Source organism: Shewanella sp. Isolate13, assembly GCF_022398325.1.
Classification (GTDB): domain Bacteria; phylum Pseudomonadota; class Gammaproteobacteria; order Enterobacterales; family Shewanellaceae; genus Shewanella.
In genome coordinates, this window is sequence record NZ_JAKEVD010000003.1 from 239,052 (window position 1) to 250,653 (window position 11,602).

11 protein-coding genes, 2 tRNA genes and 1 rRNA gene are annotated in these 11,602 nt (G+C 45.9%); 8 read left to right on the top strand and 6 right to left on the bottom strand.

Annotated elements, in window-relative coordinates; all coding sequences use genetic code 11:
* Positions 1–26: 26 nt before the first annotated feature.
* The 8 genes from mrdA (at position 27) to lipA (ending at position 8,266) form a co-directional block, all read left to right on the top strand.
* Positions 27–1,883: a penicillin-binding protein 2 gene (gene mrdA / locus L1D44_RS03520; RefSeq protein WP_239888829.1), complete on the top strand. Its 1,857-nt coding sequence runs from the start codon at positions 27–29 to the stop codon at positions 1,881–1,883.
* Positions 1,880–2,986, top strand: a complete 1,107-nt coding sequence (gene rodA / locus L1D44_RS03525) for a rod shape-determining protein RodA (protein WP_239888830.1) — start codon at positions 1,880–1,882, stop codon at positions 2,984–2,986. The genes mrdA and rodA overlap by 4 nt, the downstream gene beginning before the upstream one ends.
* A 130-nt stretch (positions 2,987–3,116) precedes the next feature.
* Entirely contained in the window at positions 3,117–4,115 is a 999-nt protein-coding gene (mltB, locus tag L1D44_RS03530) for a lytic murein transglycosylase B (protein ID WP_239888831.1), read from the top strand.
* Positions 4,102–4,884, top strand: coding sequence for a septal ring lytic transglycosylase RlpA family protein (locus L1D44_RS03535; RefSeq protein ID WP_239888832.1), 783 nt, complete (start codon positions 4,102–4,104; stop codon positions 4,882–4,884). Before mltB ends, L1D44_RS03535 begins: the two co-directional genes overlap by 14 nt.
* Before the next feature lie 105 nt (positions 4,885–4,989).
* Positions 4,990–6,162, top strand: a complete 1,173-nt coding sequence (locus L1D44_RS03540; RefSeq protein WP_239888833.1) for a serine hydrolase — start codon at positions 4,990–4,992, stop codon at positions 6,160–6,162.
* 125 nt (positions 6,163–6,287) lie between these two features.
* Positions 6,288–6,554 carry a DUF493 family protein YbeD gene (gene ybeD / locus L1D44_RS03545; protein WP_239888834.1) on the top strand — a complete coding sequence of 89 codons (267 nt, stop codon included), beginning with the start codon at positions 6,288–6,290 and terminating at the stop codon, positions 6,552–6,554.
* A gap of 94 nt (positions 6,555–6,648) precedes the next feature.
* Entirely contained in the window at positions 6,649–7,308 is a 660-nt protein-coding gene (gene lipB, locus L1D44_RS03550; RefSeq protein WP_239888835.1) for a lipoyl(octanoyl) transferase LipB, read from the top strand.
* Positions 7,301–8,266 (top strand): lipoyl synthase, encoded by a 966-nt coding sequence (lipA, locus tag L1D44_RS03555; protein WP_202721944.1) that lies wholly within the window; start codon positions 7,301–7,303, stop codon positions 8,264–8,266. The genes lipB and lipA overlap by 8 nt, the downstream gene beginning before the upstream one ends.
* An 82-nt stretch (positions 8,267–8,348) precedes the next feature.
* Here lipA and rimI read toward each other — a convergent pair whose 3' ends face one another.
* The 6 genes from rimI to rrf all read right to left on the bottom strand — a co-directional run bounded on the left by rimI (position 8,349) and on the right by rrf (position 11,477).
* Complete coding sequence (gene rimI / locus L1D44_RS03560; RefSeq protein WP_239888836.1) at positions 8,349–8,786, bottom strand: ribosomal protein S18-alanine N-acetyltransferase; 438 nt, start codon at positions 8,784–8,786, stop codon at positions 8,349–8,351.
* Complete coding sequence (locus tag L1D44_RS03565; RefSeq protein WP_239888837.1) at positions 8,786–9,133, bottom strand: hypothetical protein; 348 nt, start codon at positions 9,131–9,133, stop codon at positions 8,786–8,788. Before L1D44_RS03565 ends, rimI begins: the two co-directional genes overlap by 1 nt.
* A 193-nt stretch (positions 9,134–9,326) precedes the next feature.
* A tRNA-Trp gene (locus L1D44_RS03570) sits at positions 9,327–9,403 on the bottom strand.
* Positions 9,404–9,593: 190 nt separating this feature from the next.
* Positions 9,594–9,670, bottom strand: a tRNA-Trp gene (locus L1D44_RS03575).
* 126 nt (positions 9,671–9,796) lie between these two features.
* Positions 9,797–10,777: a glycoside hydrolase family 16 protein gene (locus L1D44_RS03580; RefSeq protein ID WP_239888838.1), complete on the bottom strand. Its 981-nt coding sequence runs from the start codon at positions 10,775–10,777 to the stop codon at positions 9,797–9,799.
* Positions 10,778–11,361: 584 nt separating this feature from the next.
* Positions 11,362–11,477, bottom strand: a 5S ribosomal RNA gene (gene rrf, locus L1D44_RS03585).
* Positions 11,478–11,602 lie beyond the last annotated feature (125 nt).

Genomic DNA, 11,602 nt, shown 5'->3' on the forward strand with positions numbered 1-11,602 from the left:
CCCTTTTTAAGCAGGAGAGAATGTAAGTGTCCCCAAGAAAGCGCATAACCATGAACGACCACGCGGCCGAAGCTTCGCTGTTTAAGAGTCGCGCTCTGTTCACTTTCTTCAGTGTCGTTATCCTCCTGAGCCTGTTGCTGGTTAATCTTTATAATCTGCAGATCACCTCTTTTAAAGACTACGAAACTCGCTCAAATGACAACCGTATTCGCGTTGTTCCCGTAGCGCCTAGCCGCGGCCTGATCTACGACCGTCACGGGCAACTACTTGCCGAAAACCAACCTTTCTTCTCATTAGAGTTAGTGCCTGAAAAGGTAAAGAATGTCAGTGAAACCTTAGATGAACTGAGTGAAGTGATCGAGCTGTCCAGTGATGACAAACAAAATGTACTCGATGCACTTAAGTATCATCGCCGTTTTAAGCCATTGACGATAAAGAATAGACTCACCGAAGAGCAAGTTGCCGAGTTCAGCGTCAACCAGCACCGTTTTCCCGGGATCACCGTTGAAGCCGGTCTAAAACGTCACTACCCCTATAATGGCTTAATGACCCATGCATTAGGTTATGTGGGTAAGATTAACAGCCGAGATCAGGACTCACTCGTTCGAAATAACCTTTGGGCAAACTATGCAGCCACCAAAGATATCGGTAAACAGGGTATTGAAAAGTTTTATGAGAGTTTACTGCTTGGAAAGCCAGGCCACCTCGAAGAGGAGGTTAACAACCGCGGCCGTACTATTCGAACCCTCAAATCTGTTCCACCTGAGCCTGGGCAAGATATCTACCTAACCTTAGATCTAAAGCTACAGCAAAAAGCAATGGAGCTGCTCAACGGTCGACGCGGCTCGATTGTGGCTATCGACCCACGAGACGGTGGTATCTTAGCCCTTGTTTCTAGCCCGACCTACGACCCGAACCAATTCGTCCACGGCATTAGTAGTAAAGCCTATAGCGAGCTATTAAACTCTAAATCTAAGCCACTGATTAACCGAGCAACTCAGGGACAATATGCGCCTGCCTCAACGGTTAAGCCACACTTAGCCTTATTGGGATTAGAGAATAAAACAGTTACCGCGAAGACGCGTATCTGGGACCCTGGCTTTTGGCAGATCCCGGGCGTTGAGCGTAAATATCGTGACTGGAAACGTTGGGGTCATGGCTGGGTAGATGTGAATAGTGCCATTATTAGCTCCTGTGACACCTACTTCTATGATCTCGCCTATAAGACTGGCGTTGACTCAATCGCTAACTTTATGGAGCCATTTGGCTTTGGTGAGCGTACCGGTGTCGATATCTTCGAAGAGTCTGCCGGTATTATGCCGTCTAAAGACTGGAAGCGCCTGCGCTACAATCAGCCTTGGTATATTGGCGACACCATCTCTGTCGGTATTGGTCAGGGGTATTGGACCACGACACCATTGCAACTTGCCAATGCGACTGCGATATTAGCCAATAACGGCCGCCGATTTGTACCGCACTTTCTAAAGTCTATCCAAGATCAGACAGCAAAAATTGATACGCCGCCCGATGAGCTCCCGCCTATCGTGCTAAAAGATCCGAAGAACTGGGACATCATCAATGAAGCGATGCGCGATACCGCCCATAAATCCCGCTTCACCGATGCACGCTATACCGCAGCGATGAAAACCGGTACGGCACAGGTATTTAGTGTCGCTCAAGACGCCGAATACGATGCAGATAATATTGATGAGCGTCTTCGTGATAACGCCTTAATTATTGCCTATGCCCCTTATGAGAACCCTAAAATTGTGCTTGCGGTGGTACTTGAGAACGCGGGCTGGGGTGGGGTTAACGCAGGCCCTGTAGCTCGCGCCTTGTTAGATGAGTATTTGTTACGAGATTCATGGGATAAAACTAAATGAGCGCACACAATCACCGTCCAAACATCTGGCAGCGCTTACATATAGACTTGCCATTATTACTCGGCCTCTTAGCCTTGATGGGCTTTGGGCTGGTTGTGATCTATTCTGCCGGTGGAGAAGATCTCGCCCTAATGGATCGCCAACTATTTCGAATGGGCTTGTCGCTGCTAGTGATGTTTACCGTAGCGCAGATAAACCCTGAAGTGCTCAGGCGTTGGGCCTTTCCCATCTACCTAGCCGGAATCGTCTTACTAATTGGCGTGCACTTTTTTGGGGAGATAAACAAAGGTGCCCAACGTTGGTTAAACCTTGGCTTTATGGAGTTTCAACCATCAGAACTCATCAAGCTCGCCTTCCCTATTACTATGGCTTGGTACATCAGTAAGTTCCCTTTGCCTCCAAAGAAGCGTTACTTAGCGGGTGCAGGGATAATCTTGCTGGTCCCCACTCTACTTATCGCGAAACAGCCAGATCTTGGCACCTCGATTCTGGTTGCTGCCTCAGGCATTTTCGTACTGTTTTTATCTGGTATGAGCTGGAGAATCGTGGGTAGCTTTATTGGTAGTGTGCTTGCGATGCTGCCTGTTCTCTGGTTCTTTCTAATGCATGACTACCAGCGTACTCGTGTCTTAACCCTACTCGATCCAGAAAAAGATCCACTCGGCGCTGGCTACCATATTATTCAGTCTAAGATTGCCATCGGCTCAGGTGGCTTATGGGGTAAAGGTTGGTTACAAGGAACCCAGTCACAGCTAGAATTCTTACCCGAGCGTCATACCGACTTTATCTTTGCCGTGATCGGTGAGGAGTTTGGCCTTATCGGTGCACTACTTCTGCTTGCTCTTTACATCTATGTCATCGGTCGTGGGCTAGTTATCGCCTCGCGGGCACAAACCAGCTTTGCTCGACTACTTGCAGGTAGTATAACCCTAACCTTCTTTGTCTATATTTTTGTCAATATCGGCATGGTTTCGGGTCTATTACCGGTTGTAGGTGTCCCCCTGCCATTAATCAGTTATGGTGGTACCTCAATGCTGACATTGATGACCGGATTTGGCATCTTAATGAGTATTCATACCCATAGACGCTTTATCGATAGATAGTTTCTAATGTAAACAATTAGACAATTAACCTCGAAAGCATTATGTCGACTTCGAACACTCATACATAATGCTTTTCGACAACTTTCGATAACGTTCGACAATTTTTTCGACTATTAAGGACGGCTTAACGATGACGCTGTTTACACGTATTCTTGCACCTTTGGCACTTTCGCTCTTTTCATACTCTGCTGCCGCAACAACGACCGATGCCGATGTAGAAGCGCTCAAAACTGAATTTATTAAGGCACAAAGCGCAAAAGGATTTGATGCAGCAGAAACTGCAGACTTCATCAAAAATGCCAACTACAACCAAGCCGTTATCGATGCCATGACCAAACCTTGGGAAGCTAAGCCTTGGCATCAGTATTATCCTATTTTTCTCACAGAGAAGCGCCTAGAGGCTGGCCTCACATTTTGGAAAGAACACGCTAAAACCATCGAACGCGCATCGCAAGAGTTTAATGTTGACCCACAGATCATCGTGGCGATTATCGGTATCGAAACCTTTTATGGGGGGTATATGGGCAACTACCCTGTAAAAGATGCCCTGTATACATTGGGGTTTCATTACCCACCACGAGCCACTTTCTTTAGAAGTGAATTTGCAAATCTTCAGTCGCTCGTCAAAGAGGAGCACTTAGAGCTCAATAGCCTAAAAGGCTCCTACGCCGGTGCTATGGGGTTCGGTCAATTTATCCCATCAAGCTATCGCCATTACGCAGTTGATTTTGATAATGACGGCAGCCGCGATCTGCTCAATAGCACCACAGATGCCATTGGCAGCGTGGCCAACTACTTTCATCAGCATGGTTGGCAGAAAAACCAACCTGTCACACTGCAATTAACCTTGAGTAAAGACTTACCTGATACAGTTAAAACTTGGTCTGGTGAGAAACTCCACTATAAGGTTGCCGATATCTTATCGCCCAATGTAGCGCTTACTCAGTCTATGGATCTTGATGTGTCACAGCCCGCTCTGGTAGTTAAGCTTGAGCAAGCCGACCATAATGAGTATTGGCTAGGCCTTAAAAACTTTTATGTTATCACCCGTTACAACCGCAGCCCTCTGTATGCCATGGCCGTGTACCAGTTTAGTCAGGAATTAAAGAAAGCCTATGCCACGCAATAATACTCTCGCCATCTTGCTTTTAACTGCCACCCTCGCCGCATGTTCTAGTGATGGGCGCTACGAGCTTGATGACGATAAAGCACCGACTTCTGCCCCAGATGTCACTAAGGTTGAAGACGCTCACCCAAAATATGAGCCCTATAGCCGTGGCGGTAATAAGAAGCACTATACGGTTTTAGGCAAAACTTACCAGGTAATGGATACTGGCGAAGGTTATGCTGAAAAAGGCATCGCCTCTTGGTATGGCGCCAAGTTTCATGGCCACCTCACCTCTAACGGTGAAACCTATGACATGTACTCCATGTCTGCCGCCCATAAGACTTTACCACTGCCTAGTTATGTGAAGGTGACGAATCTTAAGAATGATAAGACCGTCATAGTACGGGTAAACGATAGAGGGCCATTCCATGAGAACCGCATTATCGATCTATCCTACGCAGCCGCTCACCGCCTAGATATGCTTAAAACAGGTACCGCAAACGTGAGCTTGGAGGTGATCTATATTGCCGATCCTGAGTCTACAGCCCTTGCAGAGCTAAAAGGCACAGAGTTGCACTATATCCAAGTAGTCGCCTCATCGAATAAAGAGCGTTTAGACAGCCTAGCCAATAGCCTAGAGCAGAAATATCAGGTTAAAAGCCGTGTGCAGAGTGCAAATAACCTCTACAGGCTGCAACTCGGGCCTATCGGGCAAGCGCAGCTAGCCAACAAGCTCACCGAGAAGTTAAAACAAGAAGGTTACCCTCAAAGTTACCTGCTGACAGAATGAACCAAGATTAATGAACCAACGCTGAATTCCCTTGTCCACTAATGTTATACTCATGGGAATTACACTTTCTTCATACCTCAACTTATTAAGACGTGCATTATTAATATGAATTTATTGAACAAACCATTAAAAACATTTTTGTTCGCGACCTCTGTCGCCGCCTTATCAGCACACGCGGCCCCCGTCGTTACTCCAAATGCACCCACTGTTGCAGCGAAGGCCTATGTGCTGATGGACTACAACACCGGACAGATCATCGCTGAGGAAAACGCTTACGAAAGCCTAAACCCAGCCAGCTTGACTAAGATGATGACCAGCTACGTCATCGGTCATGAGATTAAAGTCGGCAATGTGTCACCCTCTGACGAAGTGACCATCAGTAAGAAAGCTTGGTCTAAGAACTTCCCAGATTCTTCAAAGATGTTTATTGAAGTGGGTAAAAAAGTCACTGTAGAAGATCTAAACAAGGGCATCATCATTCAATCGGGTAACGATGCTTGCGTGGCGATGGCTGAGCACATTGCGGGCACCGAGGATGGTTTCGTAGATCTAATGAACTCTTGGGCTAAACAGCTAGGTATGCAGGATAGCTACTTTGAAAACAGCCACGGTTTAGACTCCGACAACCACAAAAGTACCGCTTATGACATGGCGCTTCTAGGCGCAGCAATTATTCGCGATGTACCGGATGAGTACGCAGTATATAAAGAGAAATCATTTACCTACAACGGTATCAAGCAGTACAACCGTAACGGTTTATTATGGGATAAGAGCTTAAGCGTTGACGGTATCAAAACCGGTCATACCTCAGGTGCTGGCTTTAACCTAGTCACTTCAGCAACTAAAGACGGCATGCGTCTTATTTCAGTTGTAATGGGCACAAAAAGTGAAGCTGCACGTAAGGCAGAAAGTAAGAAGCTACTTAACTACGGCTTCCGTTTCTTTGAAACCGTAACACCGTACAAGGCTGGCGACATTTTCGTAACTCAAAAAATCTGGTATGGTGATCGTGAAACGATTGATTTGGGTGTTGTTACCGATACACCAATTACCATTAGCCGCGGTCAAGCTAAGAACCTACAAGCAAACTTTGAGTTAACCAAAGAACTTAATGCCCCAATCGCTAAAGGTGAAACTGTTGGTCGTATCTACTTCCAGTTAAACGGCAAAGATATCGCTCAGTTCCCACTTGTCACGCTACAAGAAGTGAACGAAGGCAGCTGGTTTAGCCAATTAATGGATTACTTTAAGCAGATGTTTGCAGGTTGGTTTAGCTAAACCATACTCAGCACAGCAAGAAGCCACCTTAGGGTGGCTTCTTTCGTTTTATCCAAGCTAACTTCCCTTGAATTAGGTATAATTGCCACCATATTAGTGAATATTGAAATCTTTGAGAGCAAAAAATGTTAGATACTAAATTTGATGAGTTAATGGAATTTCCTGCATCTTTTCCATTTAAAATTGTTGGTGACGCAAGCGATACGCTGGCTGATCGCGTTGTTGCTGTGGCTCAAAGCCTAGCTCCAGGCGATTATGCACCAACCACAAAAGCGTCAAGCAAGGGTACCTACAACTCGGTGACGATTCGTGTAACGGTAACAAGCAAAGACCACATTGAGCAGCTTTACACTCAATTTGCGGCAATTGAAGGCGTTAAGCGCGTACTATAAATATTAATCACTAATGATAAATGTGATCTGTATTACATTTATCATTTTGAAGCGTATAATAGCCCGCACAAATATTTGAGGGGAGAGGTTGCCCTTGTACGACAACGCTTTGCATATTCGCCATCTAGGTAAGCAAGATTACGAATCAGTGTGGCACGCGATGCAGCACTACACAGATAATCGCGATGAGAACAGTCCAGACGAGATCTGGATTGTTGAACATACGCCTGTATTCACTCAAGGCCAAGCTGGTAAGAGTGAGCACATCCTAAATCCAGGTGATATTCCTGTTATTCAGGTTGATCGCGGTGGCCAAGTGACTTATCACGGCCCAGGTCAGCTTGTTGTTTACCCTCTTCTCGATATTAAGCGACTCAAGGTGGGTGTGCGTCAACTCGTCACCCATATTGAACAGAGCATCATCAACATGCTTAAGCACTATCAGATTGAGGCCTATGCCAAAGCTGATGCGCCTGGCGTCTACGTTGATGAACGTAAGATAGCCTCCCTCGGTCTTAGGATCCGTAAAGGATGCTCTTTCCACGGACTGGCCCTCAATGTCGACATGGATATGTCACCCTTCCAGCGCATAAACCCCTGTGGTTATGCAGGCATGGAAATGATCCAATGCAAACAGCTCGGTGGACCACAAACTGTTGAAGAAGCTGGTGCCCAACTGATTGAAACCCTCAGCCAAGAACTCGGTTTAGATAAGCTAGTTCACCACCAAGGATTACCAGAGTCATATGAATAGGCCTGAAAGATTACAACCTGGCGTCAAACTCAGAGACGCAGAAAAGGTTTCCCGCATCCCTGTTAAAGTGGTGCCATCAGAGCGTGACACCATGCTAAGAAAGCCTGACTGGCTACGAGTCAAACTACCGGCATCAAACCAGCGCATCACAGACATTAAACAAGCTCTGCGCAAGAACGGTTTACACTCTGTTTGTGAAGAGGCTTCTTGTCCAAACCTGTCCGAGTGTTTCAATCACGGTACGGCAACATTCATGATCCTAGGGGCTATCTGTACCCGTCGCTGTCCATTTTGCGATGTGGCTCATGGTCGTCCACTCAAGCCTGACGCCGAGGAGCCGAAGAAGCTTGCACAGACCATCAAAGATATGAAGCTTAAGTATGTGGTGATCACCTCTGTAGACCGTGACGATCTCCGTGACGGTGGCGCTCAACACTTTGCCGACTGTATCCGTGAAATTCGCCTACTGAACCCAGAGATTAAGATTGAAACCTTAGTACCTGATTTCCGTGGTCGTATCGATGCCGCACTCGATATCTTAGCCACTGAGCCACCAGATGTGTTTAACCACAACTTGGAAACGGCGCCTATGCATTACCGTAAGGCTCGTCCAGGTGCTAACTACCAATGGTCATTAGATCTATTAAAGAAGTTCAAAGAGCGCCACCCTAACATTCCGACTAAGTCAGGATTGATGATGGGCCTTGGTGAGAGCAACGAGGAGATCGCACAGGTATTACATGATTTGCGTGAACACAAGGTAGAGATGCTAACGCTAGGTCAATATCTGCAGCCATCTAAATTCCACCTGCCAGTAGAGCGTTATGTCTCGCCAGCAGAGTTTGATGAACTTAAAGAGCTTGCCGAAAGCATCGGCTTTACTCATGCAGCTTGTGGTCCGCTAGTTCGATCTAGCTACCATGCCGACCTTCAGGCACAAGGCAAAGAAGTTAAGTAATCTAAGCTTTGCTAATGACTACAGATAGAAAAATAGCGCCCATTGGCGCTATTTTTATTTACATTTCAGAAATCGATATGAGTTATAACGACAGCTGCATCAGTATGGCATCTTCACTGCCAGCCTCAGTCTTATAGTAGCCCTTACGAACACCTGTTGTTTCAAAGCCTAGTGTTTCATATAAAGCTCTAGCTGTGCCGCCTGATTGCCTCACCTCCAGCAGTAAGACCTCTGCGCCTCTATCTTTGGCTATAGCGATTACAGCGTTTAGCAGGGCCTTACCAAAGCCTCTTCCCTGATAACTAGGGTCAACACAAATATCCATTAGGGTCGCATCTTCGAAAATCTGATGCAAAATTGCAAAGCCACACAACTTGTCACTATCAAATATCCCAAAGCTGCTATACAGCTCCCCAAAACAGCTTCTGATACTCGTTTCTGACATAGGATGGCTATGCGCTTTAGCCGCAATAGAAGCCATTTGAGGAACGAAGCTCTCACTTAACTCAATAAGGTTCATTAATTATCCTTTTGTGCCAGAAAGGGCTGCATATTAAGCCACAGAGCCTTTTTGGCTTCAGCTTTAGCTTCTAGCTCATTAATTGGTGCTGAAACCAAGATCTCATCATTAGGTACAGCCTGCTTACCTCGCATATCCCATATAATTGTACTACCCGGTTGAGCACGCACAGCGAAACGACAATTAGCGATGTCATGACCTAACATACTAAGTACCGTACTGATGATAGGGCTACTAACATCATTAATCCGCAGCGGATTAACCAGCACAGTCAACACCTCTGATGGCGGGACGGCCTTTTTCCACCGCACAATGCCCATAGCGTCTAAATATGCACTTGTTTCCATTAAGACTCGACCAAAAGGATTTAAAACGATAGAGAGCATAGCAGCTAGTCTATGCCTAAGTGAAGCAGCCAAGATAAAGCCACTGAAATAAAGTCACAGCCTTCTAGTGGCTAAAGCTTCAAATATAACTTCTGATATAGTGACAAATCGCAGATACGAAAAAGCCGAGCTGATGCTCGGCTTTTTCTGAATTTGGCAGGGGTAGCAAGACTCGAACTCGCAACCATCGGTTTTGGAGACCGCTGTTCTACCAATTGGAACTATACCCCTGTTGACGAGACGCATTATGCGGAAACTCCCCTAAAAGGTAAAGTACTTTTTAAGAGAAAAGCCACTGACTGCAGGTTTTTCATTCAACAGCTGTGCAACACAGCAACAGGTAGAGCAAAACGAAAAACGAATATAGTGAATAAATCGCAGATGCAAAAAAGCCGAGCTAATGCTCGGCTTTTTCTAAATTTGGCAGGGGTAGCAAGACTCGAACTCGCAACCATCGGTTTTGGAGACCGCTGTTCTACCAATTGGAACTATACCCCTGTTGATGAGGTGAATTTTGCGTAATATCACTCAAAAGGTAAAGTACTTTTTTATATAAAGCCCGCCGCCTGCGGCTTTTTCAAGCATTTAGTACGCGCTTTAAACATAAAAAGCTAAAATATAAACTTACAGCCCGCATGGTGAAGGTAGCACAGGATCACTTTCCGCGACTCCGTCAACATGCTTAACTCCCTGCGTTTGCAAATTAGCCACTGCAGTTAATACTTGCTGAGGGCTAATAACCTTATCCGCTAAGTGATATACCCAATCAATATCTTGCTGGTATTCTCTGAGTTCGTCGGAGTCAACAGGGCCAATGGAACCATCAGCTCCCTCAGGCATAAACCACAAATTAAAGTTAATCGACATCGGTACCTCCGGTGCGACCTTGTCCGAATGAGTTGAAATCAATTGACCATCAACATAGTAGTTAACCTCCTCAGCCTTTACCGTCATGACCAATATACGCCACCCAGCATAACTCCCCTCCTTACGAGTATACTCATTAACCTTAGCCCAAGGAGCAAGCTGAAAAGTTTCCCATGTTGTAGTCCACATAGCAGGAGAACTATCGCTCCCCCAACCACCATTAGGCAGATACTCGAAATCGGCTTCGCTATAACTAAGATCCATAGGGAAAGCCAGTGGACTAATGGTGTAAAAAGTTTGAATAACCTCATCACCATCAGGGCCGTATGTAGGTGTATCCCTAAAAAAGACGCGTGCGGCGTATGTACCGTTTAAATACTTACGCATATGGCAAAACTGAGTATGACGTGTATTACTACCTTCACCAGCGGTAATAGAACTCATTCTAATCGCTCCACGACTAGTATCTTTAAGCTCAGGATGAAAACTTATCCCCACACCAGACCAAGTTGCCCCTACAATGCCAGGGTGCCCCGTTTCAGTCCTTACTCTCCAGCCATTAGCATTAAAGCTTTCAATATCACCATAGCTAAAATCATCAAAAAAGATCTGTCCGTCATTGGTAGGTATCGCATTAGTAGGTTTCGCATTAACGACAAGCGGGTTAGCCAGAGCCACACCATAACTCCCTACTACGATAGCTAGCGTTACGATTGAAAGTCCTTTGCACTCATTCATCTAATTTCCATATCCTTAAGAGTTAATGACAGCGCTGTCAAACCTATCATTATCCCACTCCATACGTTATCACCCATTAGTCGTATTTCCCTATGCAAACCACAACTACGCGCCCCATACCTCTCTCAACATTATGTCTGTGTCTGAGCCTTTGTCTGAGCCAGCAAAACACCTAGTAAAACATTAACTTGAACCTGCGACAAAATCACTAACGAGACATTGATTAGGCAACCTTGATTATTTTAGTTTCGCCCAAACGCAACTCCTCTCCTATGCCATCCATGGCATTCACGGATAAATTTAAACTGCGCCCTGGAAATGACCTACGACCCACATGGATGTGGGAAGTGTCGATTATGCAGGAGCATATAATCGCCCTCGGTTCGTGCAGCGAACACATGGGGGTGAAAGTGAGGCGCTTTGAATACTGCGTATTCAGACTCACTTGAACGCGGAGAAGCTTGCCTTCGAAGCCGGAGACCCCGCTCAGCGGCGGGGCGACGTCGGGAGTCGTTCTTTTCGCGGAGCGCATATACGAAAAAAAGCCCTAGCGTTGTTTGCTAGGGCTTTTTCGTGTATTTGGCGCCTGGAAATGACCTACTCTCACATGGGGAGACCCCACACTACCATCGGCGATACTGTGTTTCACTTCTGAGTTCGGAATGGATTCAGGTGGGACCACAGCTCTATGGTTTCCAGACAAATTTGGTAAATTTGAAAAGCTGGACTCGCGATGCAAGTCTTAAAAATTGGGTTCACACTACATTAAGTGCTTCATTCTAATTTTGGATGACCTCCATGGATGGAGGAAATACTTAAAAATGC

Excerpts from the sequence above, each read along its gene's own strand:
- rodA (WP_239888830.1), top strand. The coding sequence starts at position 1,880 with ATGAGCGCACACAATCACCGTCCAAACATCTGGCAGCGCTTACATATA.
- mltB (WP_239888831.1), top strand. The coding sequence starts at position 3,117 with ATGACGCTGTTTACACGTATTCTTGCACCTTTGGCACTTTCGCTCTTT.
- L1D44_RS03535 (WP_239888832.1), top strand. The coding sequence starts at position 4,102 with ATGCCACGCAATAATACTCTCGCCATCTTGCTTTTAACTGCCACCCTC.
- L1D44_RS03540 (WP_239888833.1), top strand. The coding sequence starts at position 4,990 with ATGAATTTATTGAACAAACCATTAAAAACATTTTTGTTCGCGACCTCT.
- ybeD (WP_239888834.1), top strand. The coding sequence starts at position 6,288 with ATGTTAGATACTAAATTTGATGAGTTAATGGAATTTCCTGCATCTTTT.
- lipA (WP_202721944.1), top strand. The coding sequence starts at position 7,301 with ATGAATAGGCCTGAAAGATTACAACCTGGCGTCAAACTCAGAGACGCA.
- rimI (WP_239888836.1), bottom strand. The coding sequence starts at position 8,786 with ATGAACCTTATTGAGTTAAGTGAGAGCTTCGTTCCTCAAATGGCTTCT.
- L1D44_RS03565 (WP_239888837.1), bottom strand. The coding sequence starts at position 9,133 with ATGGAAACAAGTGCATATTTAGACGCTATGGGCATTGTGCGGTGGAAA.
- L1D44_RS03580 (WP_239888838.1), bottom strand. The coding sequence starts at position 10,777 with ATGAATGAGTGCAAAGGACTTTCAATCGTAACGCTAGCTATCGTAGTA.